This is a genomic window from Mesorhizobium sp. M0293 (genome assembly GCF_040321735.1).
Taxonomy (GTDB): Bacteria; Pseudomonadota; Alphaproteobacteria; order Rhizobiales; family Rhizobiaceae; genus Mesorhizobium.
In genome coordinates, this window is the sequence record NZ_JAMYSA010000112.1 from 1 (window position 1) to 18,512 (window position 18,512).

General features: G+C 62.3%; 19 protein-coding genes. 9 read left to right on the top strand and 10 right to left on the bottom strand.

Annotated features, from left to right (window positions below; genetic code table 11):
- Positions 1-231: 231 nt before the first annotated feature.
- Positions 232-576 carry a RidA family protein gene (locus tag NKJ06_RS28660; protein ID WP_352635298.1) on the bottom strand — a complete coding sequence of 115 codons (345 nt, stop codon included), beginning with the start codon at positions 574-576 and terminating at the stop codon, positions 232-234.
- A 228-nt stretch (positions 577-804) separates the two neighbouring features.
- Here NKJ06_RS28660 and aztA point away from each other — a divergent pair, with 228 nt between their 5' ends.
- The 4 genes from aztA (at position 805) to NKJ06_RS28680 (ending at position 3,945) form a co-directional block, all read left to right on the top strand.
- Positions 805-1,611 carry a zinc ABC transporter ATP-binding protein AztA gene (gene aztA / locus NKJ06_RS28665; protein ID WP_352635300.1) on the top strand — a complete coding sequence of 269 codons (807 nt, stop codon included), beginning with the start codon at positions 805-807 and terminating at the stop codon, positions 1,609-1,611.
- On the top strand, positions 1,611-2,486 hold the full coding sequence (gene aztB, locus NKJ06_RS28670; protein WP_352635302.1) for a zinc ABC transporter permease AztB: 876 nt from the start codon (positions 1,611-1,613) through the stop codon (positions 2,484-2,486). Before aztA ends, aztB begins: the two co-directional genes overlap by 1 nt.
- A 29-nt stretch (positions 2,487-2,515) precedes the next feature.
- Positions 2,516-3,457: a zinc ABC transporter substrate-binding protein AztC gene (aztC, locus tag NKJ06_RS28675; protein ID WP_352635304.1), complete on the top strand. Its 942-nt coding sequence runs from the start codon at positions 2,516-2,518 to the stop codon at positions 3,455-3,457.
- Between the two features lie 149 nt (positions 3,458-3,606).
- Positions 3,607-3,945, top strand: coding sequence for a protein tyrosine phosphatase family protein (locus tag NKJ06_RS28680; RefSeq protein WP_352635306.1), 339 nt, complete (start codon positions 3,607-3,609; stop codon positions 3,943-3,945).
- A 13-nt stretch (positions 3,946-3,958) separates the two neighbouring features.
- Here NKJ06_RS28680 and NKJ06_RS28685 read toward each other — a convergent pair whose 3' ends face one another.
- A complete protein-coding gene (locus NKJ06_RS28685) occupies positions 3,959-4,426 on the bottom strand; it encodes an Lrp/AsnC family transcriptional regulator (RefSeq protein ID WP_352635326.1) in 468 nt (155 codons plus the stop codon).
- A 137-nt stretch (positions 4,427-4,563) separates the two neighbouring features.
- On the opposite strand from NKJ06_RS28685, the gene hppD reads away from it, so the two are divergent.
- The 3 genes from hppD (at position 4,564) to NKJ06_RS28700 (ending at position 6,341) form a co-directional block, all read left to right on the top strand.
- Complete coding sequence (gene hppD, locus NKJ06_RS28690; RefSeq protein ID WP_352635308.1) at positions 4,564-5,676, top strand: 4-hydroxyphenylpyruvate dioxygenase; 1,113 nt, start codon at positions 4,564-4,566, stop codon at positions 5,674-5,676.
- Positions 5,677-5,742: 66 nt separating this feature from the next.
- Positions 5,743-5,967, top strand: coding sequence for a type II toxin-antitoxin system Phd/YefM family antitoxin (locus NKJ06_RS28695; RefSeq protein ID WP_352635310.1), 225 nt, complete (start codon positions 5,743-5,745; stop codon positions 5,965-5,967).
- Positions 5,964-6,341, top strand: coding sequence for a type II toxin-antitoxin system VapC family toxin (locus NKJ06_RS28700; RefSeq protein ID WP_352635312.1), 378 nt, complete (start codon positions 5,964-5,966; stop codon positions 6,339-6,341). Before NKJ06_RS28695 ends, NKJ06_RS28700 begins: the two co-directional genes overlap by 4 nt.
- A gap of 173 nt (positions 6,342-6,514) precedes the next feature.
- Here NKJ06_RS28700 and NKJ06_RS28710 read toward each other — a convergent pair whose 3' ends face one another.
- Genes NKJ06_RS28710 through hmgA form a run of 3 tightly spaced genes read right to left on the bottom strand, consistent with a single transcriptional unit; the run spans position 6,515 to position 9,737 of the window.
- On the bottom strand, positions 6,515-7,528 hold the full coding sequence (locus NKJ06_RS28710; protein ID WP_352635314.1) for a fumarylacetoacetate hydrolase family protein: 1,014 nt from the start codon (positions 7,526-7,528) through the stop codon (positions 6,515-6,517).
- Positions 7,525-8,412 carry an MBL fold metallo-hydrolase gene (locus tag NKJ06_RS28715; protein WP_352635327.1) on the bottom strand — a complete coding sequence of 296 codons (888 nt, stop codon included), beginning with the start codon at positions 8,410-8,412 and terminating at the stop codon, positions 7,525-7,527. The genes NKJ06_RS28710 and NKJ06_RS28715 overlap by 4 nt, the downstream gene beginning before the upstream one ends.
- A gap of 11 nt (positions 8,413-8,423) precedes the next feature.
- Positions 8,424-9,737, bottom strand: a complete 1,314-nt coding sequence (hmgA, locus tag NKJ06_RS28720) for a homogentisate 1,2-dioxygenase (RefSeq protein WP_352635316.1) — start codon at positions 9,735-9,737, stop codon at positions 8,424-8,426.
- Positions 9,738-9,825: 88 nt separating this feature from the next.
- Between hmgA and NKJ06_RS28725 the strand changes: the two genes are divergently transcribed.
- A complete protein-coding gene (locus tag NKJ06_RS28725) occupies positions 9,826-10,320 on the top strand; it encodes a MarR family winged helix-turn-helix transcriptional regulator (RefSeq protein WP_352635318.1) in 495 nt (164 codons plus the stop codon).
- 94 nt (positions 10,321-10,414) lie between these two features.
- On the opposite strand, the gene NKJ06_RS28730 is transcribed toward NKJ06_RS28725, so the two are convergent.
- The 5 genes from NKJ06_RS28730 to NKJ06_RS28750 all read right to left on the bottom strand — a co-directional run bounded on the left by NKJ06_RS28730 (position 10,415) and on the right by NKJ06_RS28750 (position 15,946).
- Positions 10,415-11,548, bottom strand: a complete 1,134-nt coding sequence (locus NKJ06_RS28730) for a substrate-binding protein (protein ID WP_352635319.1) — start codon at positions 11,546-11,548, stop codon at positions 10,415-10,417.
- A gap of 67 nt (positions 11,549-11,615) precedes the next feature.
- Positions 11,616-11,888, bottom strand: coding sequence for a hypothetical protein (locus tag NKJ06_RS28735; protein ID WP_352598856.1), 273 nt, complete (start codon positions 11,886-11,888; stop codon positions 11,616-11,618).
- Between the two features lie 90 nt (positions 11,889-11,978).
- A complete protein-coding gene (locus NKJ06_RS28740) occupies positions 11,979-13,562 on the bottom strand; it encodes an HD domain-containing phosphohydrolase (RefSeq protein WP_352811461.1) in 1,584 nt (527 codons plus the stop codon).
- A 109-nt stretch (positions 13,563-13,671) separates the two neighbouring features.
- Positions 13,672-14,706, bottom strand: coding sequence for an L-threonine 3-dehydrogenase (gene tdh / locus NKJ06_RS28745; RefSeq protein ID WP_352635321.1), 1,035 nt, complete (start codon positions 14,704-14,706; stop codon positions 13,672-13,674).
- A 52-nt stretch (positions 14,707-14,758) separates the two neighbouring features.
- The gene (locus NKJ06_RS28750; protein ID WP_352635323.1) at positions 14,759-15,946 is read right to left on the bottom strand and encodes a glycine C-acetyltransferase; all 1,188 of its coding nucleotides are present in this window, start codon (positions 15,944-15,946) and stop codon (positions 14,759-14,761) included.
- A gap of 318 nt (positions 15,947-16,264) precedes the next feature.
- On the opposite strand from NKJ06_RS28750, the gene NKJ06_RS28755 reads away from it, so the two are divergent.
- Positions 16,265-18,331, top strand: coding sequence for a putative bifunctional diguanylate cyclase/phosphodiesterase (locus NKJ06_RS28755; protein WP_352811464.1), 2,067 nt, complete (start codon positions 16,265-16,267; stop codon positions 18,329-18,331).
- Positions 18,332-18,512: the final 181 nt, after the last annotated feature.

Consider the following 18,512-nt stretch of genomic DNA (forward strand, 5'->3'; position numbering starts at 1 on the left):
GGGCGCTTGATTCACCCCCCCCCCGCCCCCCCCCCGCGGCGCCGGCGCGCCCCCCGCCGGGGGGGGGGTGGGGCCGGCCCCCCCCCCGGGGGGGGCGCCGTAGAGCGCCAACTTCTGTCATGGAACTTGCTGGAAGAGCATCAATCAGACTGAAAGGCTGGCGGGACAGGCGCCCCCCTCTGCCTTGCCAGGCATCTCCCCCACAAGGGGGAGATTGGCAGCTTCAACGCTTCAGATCGCGGCAGTAATAATGATCTCGACCAGATATTCCGGTCCGGCGAGCTTTGCTTCGCCGGTGGCGCGGGCCGGCGTGTTGCCTTGCGGCACCCACTTGTCCCATTCCGAGTTCATCTCGGCAAAGGTGCTCATGTCGGCCAGCCAGATGATCGCCTGCAGGATCTTGGTCTTGTCCGAGCCGGCCTTGGCCAGCAGTTCGTCGATGGCCGCCAGGATATCCTGGGTCTGCGAAGCGACGTTGCCGCCCGGCTTACCGACCTGACCGGCTAGATAGACGGTATCTCCGTGAATGACTATCTGGCTCATGCGCGGGCCAACATCGATGCGACGAATGCTCATTGGATGGTTCCTTCCTGTGGCGGTTGCGCCTCTTTAGAGTTGCCGCCGGCTTCGGGCAAGGTCGCTCGGTCAAATCTCCTTGGGCCAACGGCGCGTGACGTCCTTACACGGCAAGTTGACCCGGCAGCCGCAATTCCGCCGGATTGGCTTGTTGACTAATGTAATAACATCACATATCCAATCGGCCGCTGCCCGCAGCCGGATTTCGCCGCCCTCACGGATCGCAGAATGACAAATACCTGCCTGACATTCCGCGACCTGACGCTTGGCTACGGCAGCCATCCGGCAATCCATCATCTCGACGGCACCATCCGCAAGGGTTCGCTGACGGCTGTCGTCGGCGCAAACGGCTCCGGCAAATCAACGCTGATGAAAGGCATTGTCGGCGTCCTGAAACCGATGGCCGGCGAGGTCATCCGCGCGCCTGGCGTGCGTGCCGCCTACCTGCCGCAGCAGTCGGAACTCGACCGCTCTTTTCCAGCGCGGGTGGTCGATCTGGTCTCGCTCGGCCTATGGCCTCGACGCGGCCTGCTTGGCCGCTACACCAGGCAAGATCGTGATGACGTCGCCAAAGCACTGATGGCAGTCGGCCTCGGCGGCTTCGAGAAGCGGCCGATCGATACGCTGTCGGGCGGCCAATTGCAGCGCACGCTTTTTGCGCGTGTCCTGCTGCAGGACGCCGACCTCATCCTGCTCGACGAGCCGTTCAACGCTGTCGACGCCAAGACGGTCGGCGACCTTATTGCCCTGATCAAACACTGGCACGGCGAGGAACGCACCATCATGGTGGTCGTCCACGATCTCGATCTGGTTCGGCAGAATTTCCCCGAAACATTGCTTCTCGCCCGCCAGCCGATCGCCTGGGGCGAAACCAGGGAAACGCTGAAGCCGGAAAACCTGTTGCGCGCCCGCCGCTTCCACGAAGCCTGGGAAGAGAATGCGCCCTGGTGCGAGCCAGACGAGCATGATCACGGCCATGGGCACGATCACGACCATCATGATCATCACCATGGCGTTGGGCCGAGGGCTGCCTGATGGATACGCTCTACAGTCTTTTCATCGCGCCCTTCGCCGATTTCGGCTTCATGCAGCGGGCGCTGATCGGCTCGCTGATGCTGTCGCTCGGCGCCTGCCCGGTCGGCGTCTTCCTGATGCTGCGGCGCATGAGCCTGTCGGGCGACGCCATGGCGCATGCCATCCTGCCCGGAGCTGCCGCCGGCTTCCTGCTCTATGGACTGGAGATTCTGCCGATGACCATCGGCGGCCTGATCGCCGGCATCGTCGTCGCGCTCGGCGCAGGTGCTGTATCGCGCTTCACCATCCAGCGCGAAGACGCCTCGATGGCGGCGTTCTATCTGATCTCGCTGGCCATCGGCGTACTGATGGTGTCGATCCGCGGCTCCAGCGTCGATCTCATGCATGTGCTGTTCGGCACCGTGCTGGCGCTCAACGATGAAGCGCTGACGCTGATCGGCGGCATCGTCGCGGTGACGCTGGTCAGCCTTGCCATCTTCTGGCGGGCATTGGTCGCCGAATGCCTCGATCCGCTGTTCCTGCGTTCGGTCAGCCGGTTGGGCAGCCCGGTGCATTTCATCTTTCTCGGCCTCGTCGTGCTCAACCTCGTCGGCGGCTTCCAGGCGCTCGGCACGCTGCTTTCGGTCGGACTGATGATGCTGCCGGCCGCCGCTGCCCGCTTCTGGTCGGTGCGCGTCGAGCCGATGTGCGTGCTGGCGGTGCTGATCGGCTTTGCCTCCTGCGTCGCCGGGCTGCTTTTGTCCTATCACGCGTCGCTGCCGTCCGGCCCGGCCATTATCCTGTCGGCCGGTGTCGTTTATTTTGCCTCGATCCTGTTCGGCACGCGCGGCATTCTGCGCGCGCGCATCGTTCATCACCGTCACAGAACGGCTTAATCCCCCGCCTCAAAAGGAGAATCCCGCCCATGCTGAAATCGATCCGCACCGCCCTGACGATGAGCGTTATAACATTAATCGCCTTTGGCGCGTCGTCGGCCTTCGCCGCACCGCTGAAAGTGGTCGCCAGCTTCACCGTCATTGCCGATTTCGCCAAAAATGTCGGCGGCGACCGCATCGATGTCACCACCATCGTCGGGCCGGATGGCGATGCCCATGTCTACGAGCCGAGCCCGGCCGATGCGGTGACCATGGCCAAAGCCGATATCGTGCTGGTCAACGGCCTGCATTTCGAAGGGTTTCTGCAGCGGCTGGTCGACGCCAGCGCCACCAAGGCCTCGATCATCACCTTGACCAAGGGTGTTAAGCCGATCGATTTCAAGCCTGAATTCGCCGATGCCGACGCGGCCGAAGGTGTCGGCACTGGCGGCGGCAAGACGGTCACCGACCCGCATGCCTTCCAGTCGATCGCCAATGCCAGGATTTACGTGAACAACATCGCCGAAGCCTTCTGCGAGGCCGATTCGGAAGGCTGCGTCAGTTATCAGACCAATGCCGCCGCCTACACCAAGAAGCTCGATGCTGTTGAAGGCGAAGTGAAAGCGGCGATCGCCTCGATCCCGGAGAGCAAGCGCGTCGTCATCACCTCGCATGACGCCTTCGGCTATTTCGAACACGCATACGGCCTGACCTTCCTCGCCCCGCAAGGCATCTCGACCGACTCCGAACCGTCCGCCGCCGACGTCGCCAAGCTGGTTACCCAGGTGAAACAGGACAAGGCGGCTGCGATCTTTGTCGAGAACATCACCAACCCGCGCCTGATCGAGCAGATCGCCAGCGAGACAGGCATCAAGGTCGGCGGCACGCTCTATTCGGATGCGCTGTCGCAGCCCGACGGCCCGGCCTCGACCTATATCGACATGATGCACAACAACATCGCCCAGATCAAAGGCGCCATTCTCGGCAGCTGAGTTTGAAGGTCATCCAATCGGGCCGCATCGGCCCGGTTGGATTTTCTGGCATGCAGTGTCTATTTGGCAGAGAATTCCTTCGGTGCGGATTGCCGCACATGTCGGGGAGTGGCAAGACTGCCGCCTGACCAGTTTGCGAGGATACTGCCATGGAATACCGCGAAATCAGCGAAGACTATTCGGTCTCGGGCCAGATCCAGCCTGAAGACGTCGACGCCATCAAGGCTGCCGGCTTCAAGAGCGTCATCTGCAACCGGCCCGACGACGAGCAGCCCGGCCAGCCTTCGGCCGATACGCTCAAGGCGGCCGTCGAAGCCGCCGGCCTTGCCTTCCGCCACATCCCCGTCATCAGCGGCCAGATCACGGCCGAGAATGTCGAGGATCAGGCCGAGGCGCTGGATGAGCTTGACGGCCCGGTCTTTGCCTATTGCCGCTCGGGCGCACGCTGCACCAATCTCTATGGGCTGATCCAACAGTCGAAGGGTTAGATCGACTCAAGGGTCAAATCGGCAGCGCGCCGGTTTCCTTGAGCGTCTCCAGCACGATCGCCGTCTTCACATGCTGCACGGATTCGTGCGGCAGGAGCACGCCGTTGACGAACTCCGACAGCGACTTCAAATCGGGCGTCACGACCTTCAGGATGTAATCCATCTCGCCGGTCAATGCGTGTGCCTCCTGCACTTCCGGCAGCCGCGCCACCAGTTCGCCGAAGCGCCGCGCATTGTCGCGATTGTGGGTGGCCAATGTCACCGAGATGACATTGACCAAGGAAAAACCGAGCTTGTCGCGGTCGAGAACAGCGCGATAGCCCTTGATAAAGCCGTCTTCCTCCAGCCGCTGGCGGCGGCGCGAGCATTGCGACGCAGACAGGTTCACCCGTTCCGAAAGATCATTGTTGGTCAACCGCGCATCGCCCTGCAAGAGCGCCATTATCTTGCGGTCAAACCGGTCAATGCGCGTCTCATCCATGGTTTTGTCCCACATCATGCATACTCCGCGCATGAGATGATCATTTCAAGCGTTTGAATGCAAGCACCATGCACCGGCTCCGCGCTATGATGGCATCAGATGGCCTTTTCAGGCCAAGCCAGATTCGGAGGAACATCATGGGCCCCTTCCCGCACGACGCCCCGCCCGCCAAGATCAGCAAGGACAACCCCGCCGGCACGGATGGGTTCGAGTTCGTCGAATTCGCGCATCCGGAGCCGCAGAAGCTGGCCGAACTGTTCACCCGCATGGGCTATGTCCCAGTTGCCAAGCATCGCACGAAAGACATCACCGTCTGGCGCCAGGGCGACATCAACTATGTCGTCAATGCCGAGCCGGGCTCGCATGCGATGAAGTTCGCCGACAAGCACGGCCCCTGCGCTGCCTCGATGGCCTGGAGGGTGGTCGATGCCAAGCATGCCTTCGACCACGCCGTCGTCAAGGGCGCCACGCCTTACGAAGGCGACGACAAGGCGCTCGACGTGCCGGCAATCGTCGGCATCGGCGGCTCGCTGCTCTATTTCATCGAGACCTACGGCGAGAAGGGTTCGGCCTATGATGCCGAGTTCGAGTGGCTGGGTGCGCGCGACCCGCGGCCGCAAGGCGTCGGCTTCTATTATCTCGATCACCTGACCCACAATGTCTATCGCGGGCAGATGGACAAATGGTGGGATTTCTACCGCAATCTGTTCGGCTTCAAGCAGATCCATTTCTTCGACATCGACGGCAAGATCACCGGCCTGGTCAGCCGCGCCATCACTTCGCCCTGCGGCAAGATCCGCATTCCGCTCAACGAATCCAAGGACGAGACCAGCCAGATCGCCGAATATCTGAAGAAGTACAATGGCGAAGGCATCCAGCACATTGCGGTCGGCACCGACGAGATTTACGCCGCCACCGACAAACTCGCCGACAACGGGCTGAAATTCATGCCCGGCCCGCCGGAAACCTATTACGACATGTCCTATGCCAGGGTGAACGGCCATGACGAACCGATCGATCGGATGAAGAAGCACGGCATCCTGATCGACGGCGAAGGTGTCGTCGACGGCGGCACGACCAAGATCCTGCTGCAGATCTTCTCGAAAACCGTGATCGGACCGATCTTCTTCGAATTCATCCAGCGCAAGGGCGACGAAGGCTTTGGCGAGGGCAATTTCCGCGCGCTGTTCGAATCGATCGAGCAGGACCAGATCAAGCGCGGGGTGATCAAGATTCAGGCGGCGGAGTAGACCGACCTCGACATCTTGTGTCGCGATCCATTATGACCTAAATTATGGTCACAATGGATCGCAACCATGAATGTTTCCATCGCCGAGGCCAAGGCCAAATTGTCGGAACTCGTCAGCCGCGCGGAAGCCGGTGAGGAGATCGTGCTCACACGCCACGGCAAGGTGGCCGCGCGCATCGTACCGCCAGCAATGGCCGAACCCCTGCCGCGCATCGGCGCGTTGAAGGGCAAGATCTGGATTGCGGACGATTTTGACGAACTCGGCCCCGAATGGGACGAGTACGTGAAATGACGGTCGGCCCGTTTCTCGCCGACACCCATATCATCCTCTGGTCGATTTCGGACGATCGACGTCTCAGCGAGCAGCACCGCGCCATCCTGGCTTCGGAAGCGGTGGTGTTCGCTAGCGCGGCAAGCGTTTGGGAAATTGCCATCAAACGTTCGATCAGAAAACTCGATGCGCCGGACGATCTGCCGACGCTGCTTCCAAGGATGCAATTTCAGCCGCTCGCCATAACCCTCCAGCATGCCAATGCCGTCAGTGGCCTCCCTCACCACCATGGCGATCCATTCGACAGGCTGCTGATTGCGCAGGCGCAGTTGGAGAAACTCACCATTCTTACATCGGACCCACATTTTGCCCGCTACGACGTCGCTTTGATCTGACTAGCCAAGCGACTGGTCTCGCGAGCCCAGCCGCTCAGCCTCTGCCCGTCTCAACTTCAAATCATAGTCTTGCAGGAACTCCGTGGTGCCAGAGAGCATGGCATGCACCTGGTGGCGTGCGCGCCTCGATGCGGTAACTCAGCCGGATTGCCTGGATGACGACCGTCATCCCCTCACCTCTCGTATTTCTCGACCTCCTGCTCGATGGCGCCGAAGATCGAATGACCCGTCCTGTCCTTCATTTCGATGCGCACCGTGTCGCCCAAGCGCAGGAACGGCGTCCTGGGTTCGCCTGATACAATTGTCTCGATCATGCGCAGTTCTGCGATGCAGGAATAGCCGGCGCCGCCGTCCGAGACAGGCTTGCCCGGCCTGCTGTCGAGCTTGTTGGAGACGGTGCCCGAGCCGACAATGGTGCCGGCGGCCAGCGGCCTTGTCCTGGCGGCATGCACGATTAGCGCCGGAAAATCGAAGGTCATGTCGACACCGGCATCGGCCCGGCCGAACGGCTTGCCGTTGAGATCGGCGAGCAGCGGCAGGCTGACCTTGCCGCCGTCCCAGGCGTCCCCCAGTTCGTCCGGCGTCACCGCGACAGGGGAAAAGGCAGAGGAAGGCTTCGATTGGAAGAAGCCAAAACCTTTCGCCAGCTCCGGTCCGGTCAGAGCGCGCAGCGTGACGTCGTTGACCAGCATGATCAGCCGGATCGCGGCGCGCGCTTCGTCGAGGTTGGCGCCCATCGGCACATCGTCGATGATGACCGCGACTTCGCCTTCCATGTCGATGCCGAAGGCTTCGTCGACTACCCGGATCGGATCGCGTGGCGGAATGAAGGAATCCGAGCCGCCCTGGTAGATCAGCGGGTCGGTCCAGAAGCTCGCCGGCATCTCGGCGCCGCGCGCTTTGCGAACTAGTTCGACGTGGTTCACATAGGCCGAGCCATCGGCCCACTGATAGGCACGCGGCAGCGGCGAATGAGCATCATGCTCGTGGAAGCGCTCCGACGGCACCGCATTGTTCTCAAGCGATTCCGCTATGGTCGCGAGATGCGGAGCGATGCGCCGCCAGTCGTCGAGCGCCGCCTGCAGAGTGCGCGCCAGGAACGAGGCGTCGGTGAAGCGGGTCAGGTCGCGCGAGACGACGACGAGTTTTCCGTCACGCGTCCCGTCCTTCAATGTGGCAAGCTTCATGCGGTTTCCTCTCCTGACGCGGCCTTGACGCCGCTTAATTCCACAACAAGGCCGTCGCGGCCGATCGTCAAGTCGCCGGCCCATGTTTTCCTGGCAGCGGCGATCCAGTCGGCCTCGCCGATCTCGGGGTCGTCGGCCGGGATGAGGTGATTGAGCACCAGTCTCTTGACCCCAGCATCGCTGGCGATGCGCCCGGCCTCCTCGGCAAAACTGTGGCTGGCGAGCAGATGCTCTTTCAGCCGCGCGCCATTGCCGGTCTTGGCCACCAGCCGCTCGATGCCTTGTTCCAGCATGGCTTCGTGGACCAGGATGTCGGCGCCCCGGGCGAAATCGGCGAGCGGCGGAAAGAAGGCTGTATCGGCGGAGAACACCACGCTTTTCCCGCCGTGCTCGAAGCGCAGGGCAAAACAGTCGGTCACCGGCGGATGGTCGACGCGCAGCGCCGAAACCGTCAAGCCGCGTTGCTCGACCATCTGGCCTTCGCCGAATTCGACGATCGAAACCAGCTCGCGGATATCCGGCCGGCCCTCGTCGACGATACGGATTTCGATGTCGAACTCCATCGCCTGACAAAAGCGCCGCCAGTAGTGGTCGATGCCCGGCGGGCCGAACACGCCGATGGGCGTCGCCAGGCCCGCTGTCCACGCGGTGTGGATCAGCGGCCCCAGTTCCAGCACATGGTCGGAATGCAGATGCGTGATGAAGATCTGGTCGAGCGCCTTCAGGCTCACGCCGGCATCGACCAGGCCGCGCGTCACGCCAAGTCCGCAGTCGACGACGATATTGCGGCTACCGATCTGCAGCAGCGACGAACTCGGCCATGGTCCGCCCGGCCGCAGCGCCGGGCCACCCTTCGAGCCCAAAAGCACCAGCCGGTCCGGCATTGGCGCGCCGCTCAAGACCAGTCGCCCTCGGGCGTGCCGTTGAAGCGCTTCTTCAGGTCCGCCCAGCAGTCGATGTAATTGTCCTGCCGGGTTTCCAGTTCGGCGCCGTAGCGGGTCAGCATCTGCGGAAAACGGGTCTCGAACATAAAGGCCATGGTGTTGTCGAGCTTGACCGGTTTCAGATCCGCGCGGAAGGCTTTTTCGAAGCCAGGCGCATCAGGCCCATGGGCCAGCATCAGATTGTGCAGGCTGATGCCGCCGGGCACAAAGCCCTCTTCCTTGGCGTCGTACTGGCCGTGGATCAGCCCCATGAACTCGCTCATGATGTTGCGGTGATACCAAGGCGGCCGGAACGTATCTTCGGCAACCAGCCAGCGCGGCGGGAAGATGACGAAGTCGATGTTGGCGGTGCCCTCCTCGCCGCTCGGCGCGGTCAGCACGGTGAAGATCGACGGGTCGGGATGGTCGAACAGCAGCGCTCCGACAGGCGAAAACGTCGCCAGATCATATTTGTAAGGCGCGTAGTTGCCGTGCCAGGAAACGACGTCCAGCGGCGAATGGCCAATCTCGGTGACATGGAAATTGCCGCACCATTTGACGATCAGCCGGCATGGCGTTTCCTTCTCTTCGAACCAGGCGCAAGGCGTCTTGAAATCACGCGGATTGGCCAGGCAATTGGCGCCGATCGGGCCACGGTCGGGCAGCGTCAGCTTGGCGCCGTAGTTCTCGCAGACATAGCCGCGCACTTCGGCGTCGACCAACTCAACCTTGAAGACCAGACCGCGCGGCAGCACGGCGATCTCGCCGGGCCGCAGCTCGATGACGCCCATCTCGGTGACCAAGCGCAGGGCGCCAACTTGCGGCACGACCAGCAACTCGCCGTCGGCGTTGAAGAAATGATCGTCGACCATCGAGCGGTTGGCGACGTAGACATGCGCTGCCATGCCGGTCTGTCCCAGCACATCGCCTGATGTGGTGATGCTGCGCATGCCGGCGATGAAGTCGGTCGGCTCTTTCGGCATCGGCACAGGATTCCAGCGATACTGGCCAAGCGCCAGTTCGTGATCGCCGACATTGGGCGCGCTCTTCCACAAGGGATAGCTCGCCGGTTTGAAGCGGCCGGTGTGCTTGACGCTCGGCCGGATGCGATAGAGCCAGGAGCGCTCATTGGTGCCGCGCGGGGCGGTGAAGGGCGAGCCTGAAAGCTGCTCGGCGTAAAGGCCATAGGCCGGCCGCTGCGGCGAGTTACGTCCTTGCGGCAGCGAGCCAGGCAGCGTCTCGGTTTCGAAGTCATTGCCGAAACCCGGCATATAGGAAAAGGCCATTGCTTCCTCCCGGAATGGATCTCAATTGACCAAACTGGTTTCATTTGTAACCATCGAAAATGTAACCATCAATGGCGGCTTTGAAAAAATGGCGATCAAGAGCGAAGCGTCCGACGCGCCTGAAATTCTCAATCTGGAAAATTTCCTGCCCTACCGGCTCTACCGGCTTGCCGACGCCGTCAGCCGCGAATTTTCGCGAATATACAAGGACAGTCACGGCCTGACGCGGCCGGAATGGCGTACCCTTTCCGGGCTTGGGCAGCATGGAACGATGACCGCGACTGAACTCGGCAACCAATCGGCCATGCACAAGACCAAGGTATCGCGCGCCGTGGCTGAACTCGAACGGCGACGCTGGCTCACTCGAACCGCTGACGAGAATGACCGCCGCGTCGAACATCTGGCGCTGACCAAGGCCGGCCTTGCCGCCTATCGCGAAATGGTGCCGCTTGCGAAGGCGTTCGAGCGGGAGTTGCTGGACAAACTTAGCGCGAGCGAGCGTGCGGCGATCTCGAACGGATTGGCCGCGCTGGAGGCCGCCTTGGCGTCGACCCACGACCAGTTGCGAAATGACATCGAATAGGCGCAAGGAACAGCCCTTGTTGGCCCGGTTGGATGGCGAGGGCGGCATCTACTCGCCCTCGCCACTTGGAACAACATTGATCGACGCCGCGGATTCAGTCGGCGCCGATGAGTTGGGTTTCGCCGGCAAGTATCCGTTCGTTGGGGTCGATCTGTCCAAGGTTCTTCACGATCCGGAAGCGACCGCTCTGTGCCTGCGCAATGTACATGTTCATGCGAACATGGTGCTGGCCGGGGACCATTTCGGCCGGGCCACCCGGTCCCTCGCCGATCCGGGCGTGGTCGAGCGCCCGGATAACCGCGTCGCGCTCGACCGAGCCGGCTTCGTTGACCGCCGCTTCCCACATTTTGATCGCCCGGTAGTGGCCGGTGCAGCCGCTGCCCGCGGTCAACATCGCGCTGCCAGGGAATCGGTCCTGGTAGCGCCGCAAGAGCGCCCGGCCAAACGGATCTTCGAGTTCCTGATAGTAGTCGAGGCAACTGTAGAGGCCTTCGATCTGCTCGGACGGCACGAGATTGAAGAAGTTCTCGTCGAAGTAGGTGCAGATGAACTTTCCGCCCCGCTTGCCGAAACCAGCCCTGTGCAGTTCGTCGAGGAACGGCGTCAAGCCCGGTGGAACCAGAGTGTTGAAGACCACTTCGGCGCCGCTCGCCATGATCTGCTGCACCGTCTGCCGGAAATCGACGGTATCGAGCGGAAAATACTCCTCACCGACGATCTCGCCGCCATTGGCGCGAACCACCCGGCTCGCGGCCTTGTTCAACAGATGGGGCCAGATGTAGTCGGCCGAAGGCAGGTAGAACTTTTTCGCCCCGGTGCTCTTCATGAACCATGGGATCAGCGGCTCGACCTGCTGCGCGGGCACCGGGCCCGTGCAGAAGATCAGGGGATCGCTTTCCTGCCCCTCGTATTGCTCGGTGTAGATGTAGAGCGTCCCGCCGCGTTCGACCGCCTCGCTCTTGATGGCTTGGCGGGTCGAACTGTAGATGCCTCCGACGACCAGATCGACTTTGTCGACATCTATCAGTTTCGCGGTTCTTGCCTTGGCAACGCTGTCGGTGGTCTCGCCGTCCTCGATGATGACTTTCACCGGCCGGCCCAGCAAGCCGCCCTTGGCGTTGATGTCATCGACAAGCATGGTCGTGAGGTTTGCGTTGGCGTTGCCCATGAAGGACAACGGGCCGGTGAGTTCGGCGATAAGGCCGATCTTGATGGGTTTCTGGTCCATCTCATGTCTCCGATCTTTGGGGTTCGTGGGTGCGCCGCCGCCGGTAGCAGGCGGCGCGAAAGGCACGTCAGGCCTCATAGTGGCCGAGCAGCATCGCCGCCTGCGGCTTGCCCACATGGCCGGCCTCCTGCAGGATCGCCGGCACTTCGGGATCCGATACGAAGTTCTTCCAACCCTCGGCATCCCAGTCGAAGATCGCCCAGACGCGGTCGGACTCGCTGGGGTCGCGGAACACGGTCGCGCCGTTCGAACCGTGCAGCCGGCGCTTGTCGGCGCCCTTGGTCGAAAAGATACGGATGAAGCGGTCGACGTCCGCCACCTTGGTCGTTGCGAGAAGCATCTGATTTCCTCCTGTCGGTCGCGGCCACCATTGGTCCGTCGACAGGATCATGATGCGCGCCTCGGGGCAGGCGTACATGGGGAGGATTCCCTATGGCAATGACTTCGCCTCGCCCGGCCGGACAAGGCCGTGCTCGACCGCATAGAGTGCCGCGGCGGCGCGGGTGGTCACACCGATCTTGGCATAGACGCTCTGGATATGGTGATCCGCGGTCTTGGGCGAGATATCCAGCTTCCGCCCCGCTTCCTTCGCGGTGAGGCCGGCGGCGATCAGGCGCAGCACCTCGATCTCACGTGGCGTCATTCCGGCCAGCGGCCGGTGCGGCGCCCGGCGGGACCGCTGCCCGGCGAAGGACAGCACGGCCTCGGCGGCGTCGGGGCAGATACTGCCCTCACGAACGGCAGCGCGCAACTGTGTCGCCGCGGCGTCGCTGGACAGGGCCCTGCGGTGAGGACGTTCCTCCCGCGACGTTTGGAACACTTCGGCGGCGGCCAGGATTCTCGCCGCCGGGGACAGGTCGGAACCGCCGACCTTGCGGTGATAGCCAGAGCCGTCCAGGCGTTCGTGGTGGCGCAGGACGAGTGAGGCCATTGCCTCGCCTTCGCGGCCGAACGAGGCCAGCGCACGCTCGCCGTAATAGGCGTGCAGTTGGGCTGCGTCGCGCTCGCGGACGGACAGCGGACCATTGCGCATCCAGGTCGCCACCGGCACGACAAGTTCGCCAATGTCGTGGATGCAGCCCGCCCAGCGCAGCGCACGGACGTCGTCGGCGGGCAGCCCCATCTGTCTCCCCGCTCCCTCAGCCAGTTCCGCCACCATCCGCGAATGGCCTTGTGTGAACGGCATGCGCATGTCGATCATATCGGCGATGGCGAGAAATGCCTCGTCGCAGTCCGCCTCATCGAGCGATACCGGCGGATCGGGCTCCAGCGCCAAAATCGTCTCGCGGTCGACCGTCACGCCGATGCCTTCCATCAGCACCGCCGCGTTTGCCGAGACAAGCCGGGCCAGATCAGCCGCATAAGGGCCGTCGCCGCGGCTGGCGATAGTTTCGGCCATTTCCACGATCCCGACGGCATCGCTAAGCGCAACGACATCCTGCGCCAAAGTGATCAATTGGACGGCAGGCAGCACCTCCTCGCCGCTCAGTCCACGTGGCAGACCCTTGCCGTCCCAGCGTTCGTAGATCTGTCCAAGGCTACGGCCCATCTCCCCGGACAAGCCAAGCCGCTCGCCGATACGCTGCGCGACCTCGCAATGCGCGATCAGCACCGGGCGGGCCACCGCCAGTGCCTGCGACATGGCGGCCTCGATCGCCTTGGCCTGCGCGTCAGGCTGGAGATCGTAATAGAACCGCTTGAAGGCCTGTACGAAGACCCTGCCCAGTTCCGCACGATTGCCCATGTCGAGACCGACAAGGTCCTGGCGGAGCGCGATTTCGTCGCCGAAGGTTGCCGACAGAAGATCGGTATCCGCGTTGCAGCCAACATAGCGAAGCATCGACTGGTGGTAGGCATTGCGCCTAACCTGCTCGGAAACGCCCGCACGATCTGCGATCCGCATCGCAAGCACGCAGGATTTCAGCGCGAAGTCGCGAGAATGACCGGTTGCGAGGTCCGAAGCATAGGCGAGGACCATCATGAAGTCCGCCCGGCGGATCGAGACGTTTGTCATCGCCCACCTCCCAATGAGCATGCTAGTCCCGCGGGCCGTCAATACCTAGCGGAAAATCCCACGCGAGCCGTCAGCCGGCTGGCTGGTTTCAGATCCCCGGCGCCAACGCCTACCAGTCCATCACCACCTTGCCCGAGCTACCGCTTATCATCGCATCGAACCCCATCTGGAAGTCGTCGATGCCGATGCGGTGCGTGATCAGGCCGGAGACATCCAGCGGCCCCTGAACCAGCGCGATCATCTTGTACCAGGTCTCGAACATCTCGCGGCCGTAGATGCCCTTGAGATGCAGCATCTTGAAGATGACCTTGTTCCAGTCGATCTCGAAGCCGGTGGGCGCGATGCCCAGAATGGCGATCTTGCCGCCATTGTTCATGGTGTCGATCATGTCGCGGAAGGCTGGTGCGGCGCCCGACATTTCGAGGCCGACATCAAAGCCTTCGGTCATGCCAAGCGCCGGCATGACGTCGCGCAGTTTTTCCTTCGAGGCGTCGACGACATGCTGGACGCCGAGCTTTTTCGCCAACGCCAGCCGCACCGGGTTGATGTCTGTGATGACGACCTTTCGTGCACCGACGCATTGCGCCACCAGCGCGCCCATGATGCCGATCGGCCCGGCGCCGGTGACCAGCACGTCCTCGCCGACCAGATCGAAAGATAGTGCCGTGTGGACGGCATTGCCCAGGGGATCGAAGATCGCGGCGATCTCGTCCGGCACATCGTCGGGGATCGGCACGACATTGTGCTGCGGGATTGCCAGATACTCGCCGAAGGCGCCGGGACGGTTGACGCCGACACCGAGCGTGTTGCGGCAGAGATGCCCTCGTCCCGCACGGCAGTTGCGGCAATGGCCGCAGACGATGTGGCCTTCGCCCGACACACGCTGGCCGACCTTGTATTCGGTGACCGCAGCGCCGAAATCGGCAACCGTGCCGACGAATTCATGGCCGGTAACCATCGGCACCGGCACCGTCTTTTGCGCCCACTGGTCCCAATTGTAGATATGGACATCGGTGCCGCAAATCGCAGTCTTCTTGATCTTGATCAGTACGTCGTTGGGGCCGATCTCCGGTACCGGCACCTCTTCCATCCAGATGCCCGGTTCGGCCTTGGCCTTCACCAGCGCCTTCATCATGTTCGACATGCTTCTGTCCCTTGAATCTCTAGATCCGGAATCGCTTTTAGATTCCGGCCTTTCAGGAAATCACGCCCAATTCCTTGCCGACCGCTCCGAATGCGTCCACCGCGCGATCGATATCAGCGGCGGAATGCGCAGCCGACATCTGCGTGCGGATGCGCGCCTGGCCCTTCGGCACCACCGGGAAGGAAAAGCCGATGACATAGATGCCGCGCTTCAGCATGCGCGCCGCCATTTCCTGCGCCAGCGCCGCATCGCCCAGCATCACCGGAATGATCGGATGGTCGGCGCCGGCCAGCGTGAAACCGAGTTTGCCCATCTCAGTCCGGAACCGCGCCGCATTGGCGTAGAGGCGCTCGCGCAAGGCATCGCCATTGCGGATCAGTTCGAACACCTTGATCGAAGCGCCGGCGATCGCCGGCATCAGCGTGTTGGAAAAGAGATAGGGCCGCGAGCGCTGGCGCAGCCAGTCGACCACCTGCCTCTTGCCCGATGTGTAACCGCCGGATGCGCCGCCAAGCGCCTTGCCGAGCGTGCCGGTGATGATATCGACCCTGCCCTCGACGCCGCAATGCTCGGCCGACCCACGGCCGTTCCGGCCGACGAAGCCGACGGCATGGCTGTCGTCGACCATCACCATCGCATCGTATTTGTCGGCGAGATCGCACACACCTTTTAGATTGGCGATGATGCCATCCATCGAGAACACACCGTCGGTGGCGATCAGCCGGAAGCGGCAGTCCTTAGCTTCCTTCAGGCGCGCCTCGAGATCGGCCATATCGTTGTTGGCATAGCGAAAACGTTTTGCCTTTGACAGCCGCACGCCGTCGATGATCGAGGCGTGGTTCAGCGCATCGGAAATGATCGCGTCGTCCTCACCGAGCAACGTCTCGAACAGGCCGCCATTGGCGTCGAAGCAGGAGCCGTAAAGGATGGTATCTTCCAAGCCGAGGAAGGATGAAATCGTCGCCTCGAGCTGCTTGTGCTCCTCCTGCGTGCCGCAGATGAAGCGCACCGATGCCATGCCGTAGCCATAGCGGTCGAGCGCCTGGCTGGCCGCCGCACGCAGGTCGGCGCTGTCGGCGAGGCCGAGATAGTTGTTGGCGCAGAAGTTGAGCACCTTCTGCCCGCCGACCTCGATCTCAGCCGATTGGGTCGAAGAGATAACCCGCTCGGATTTGTAGAGACCTGCCGATTTGAGCCCCGCGAGCTCGCTGTCGATGTGGGAGAGGAATGCTGCGGTCATGATCGGGCCTCGCTTGATGTGGGCCGACTGTCGTCTCGTCCGCGCGAAAAATCCATCGCAAAAACGACCGGATCGGTGGCAAGCGGCCGATGTGGCCCCGATGCGGATTGTCATGCGGCCGCGGAAGCGAGGCCACGACAAATGCGGCAGGCCGACGACCAGTCAAATGCCGGTACAGCGCTAAACGGGCCGATAACCATTTCCCGATCTTTCCACGGCTCCCCCTTGCCGGCCGGCTGTCGATTTCCAGTCCTGTTAACGTTTGCAGTTCAATGGTGCTCATACAGAAATCCGTTGGCGAGAGGGCCGCCCCCGAACATGTCGCAGCAGCCGGTGCAAACCGTTTCAGGCAAGCTCATACTGCTGATCAAGGCTGGCTATTGGCTGGCCCTGCTGATCATCGCGGCCATGGTGATAGCCTCCTTCATCCTGCTGCAGCAGATGATGGCCACCCAACAGCACAACAACACCTTGCTCGACATCGTCAGCACGCAAAAGACGTTGTCGCAGCGCATCGTCTTCCTTGCCGGCGCAACGGGTGCTGCTTCGCGCGACAAGCAGCCGGCGCTGGTCAGCGCGCTCAAGCAGGCGACGGCGGAGTTCGAGACGAATTACGATCTGCTGCTCGAGCAGACGGGAGCCGATCCGCAATCGCCGGCCAAGCTCGACCCAAAGTCGATCGAGAGCGTCCTTTTCGCCAAGCCCTTTCACCTCGACTATTTCTCGGTCGGGCTGATCGCCAATGGCGGCCGCCTGATCTCGGCTTATGAATCGCAATTCACCGGTAGCGGCGGCTACAAGGGAGGCGACGAGCGCGTCAATCTCGATGCCTCTGTCGCCAATGCCAGCTTGTCGGGCTACGCCGCGCTTGGCCAGCGCATCAGCGCCGATGCCGACGAGCGCTCCGAAAAGCTGCTCGCTCTCCACCGCACGCTATTCTACGCCACCCTGAGCGTCATCATACTGGTGGCGCTTTTCATCTTCAGGCCGATGTCGAACGCCATCCTGCGCAAGACGCATGAGCTGATCGACGCGCGCAATTCCATGGCCTTCATCGCGGTGCATGACGGCCTCACAGGCCTGCACAACCGCACGTTCCTGACCGATCATTTCGATACGCTGATCAAGGGCACGCATCGGCGTCGCGAGCGCCTTGCCGTCGTTCAGCTCGACCTCGACCGGTTCAAGCAGATCAACGATACGCTTGGCCATGCCGCTGGCGACTATGTGCTGGTTGTCACGGCACAGCGCATGCGCGATTCCTGCCGGGCTTCGGATCTCTGCGTACGCCTGGGCGGCGACGAGTTCGTCATGATCCTCGGCGGCGCCGGCGGCACCGAAGACATCAACATGCTGGGGCGACGCATCCTGGCGCACATCAACGAGCCGATCGTCTTCCAGGGCACGACCATTCTCCCAGGCGCCAGCGCCGGCATCGCCGTCTACCCGATCGACGCCGACAATGCGCAGGATCTGCTGGTTCACGCCGATCTGGCGCTCTACTCCGCCAAGAAGCTGGGCGGCGGCAACTTCTCCTTCTTCTCCGAAGAGTTGCGCCGCGAGCTCGACTATCGCAAACAGCTCGAGCACGACATCAAGGTCGCCATCGCGGAGCGGGCCTTCCAGGTCTATTTCCAACCGCAGGTTTCGCTGACCAATGGCACGATCAGCGGCATCGAGGCGCTGGTGCGCTGGAACCATGCCGAGCGCGGCATGATCCCACCCGGGGAATTTATCCCGGTCGCCGAAAAATGCGGCTTCATGCCCGAGATCGGCCGCATCGTCATCACCAAGGCGATCAACGAAGCCGCCGAATGGAACCGCGCCGGGATCGCCTTCGGGCGGCTTGCCGTCAACGTTTCCGGCACGGAACTGCGCGAGCCCGATTTCGATGCGTTCTTGTTCGGGACGCTGGAAAAGGCCGGGCTGCCGCCACAGAAACTGTCACTGGAAATCGTCGAATCCGTCATTCTCGACGACGAAAAGACGGGCATCGCCGCCAAGCTGCGCCACATCAGGGCGGCCGGCGTCCATCTGGAACTCGATGATTTCGGCACCGGTTATGCCTCGCTCAGCCATGTCAATCCGAACGAGATCGACCGGCTGAAGATCGATCGTCGCTTCGTCCAGAACATCCATGAGAATGGCGACAACTCGAAGATCGTGCGCGCCATCACCGAGCTTGCCCGTGGCCTCGGCATCTCGATCGTTGCCGAGGGCGCCGAAACCGAAGCCGAACTCGATTCGCTGATGGCCATCGGCTGCGACCAGGTGCAGGGCTACTCCATCGCCTTCCCGATGCCGCACGACAAGGCGCTGGAATGGCTGACCGCCCGCATGCCGAAGAAGGCCAAGCTGACGGTGCTGCAAGGAAGCCTGGCATAGGCTTGCCTTTTGTTTGTGCATGTCGTTGTCCCAAAACCGCCGCGCACTTTTGGGCGACATGCACCGGCCCGCCTTGACAAGCCGTTGTTGACATGGTGACCTGCCACTGAACTGTCATCCAGCTGCGATTAGAGCCTCGACCGTTTTTGTTACGCCTTGTGGCGCGGGTTGAGCAACCGGC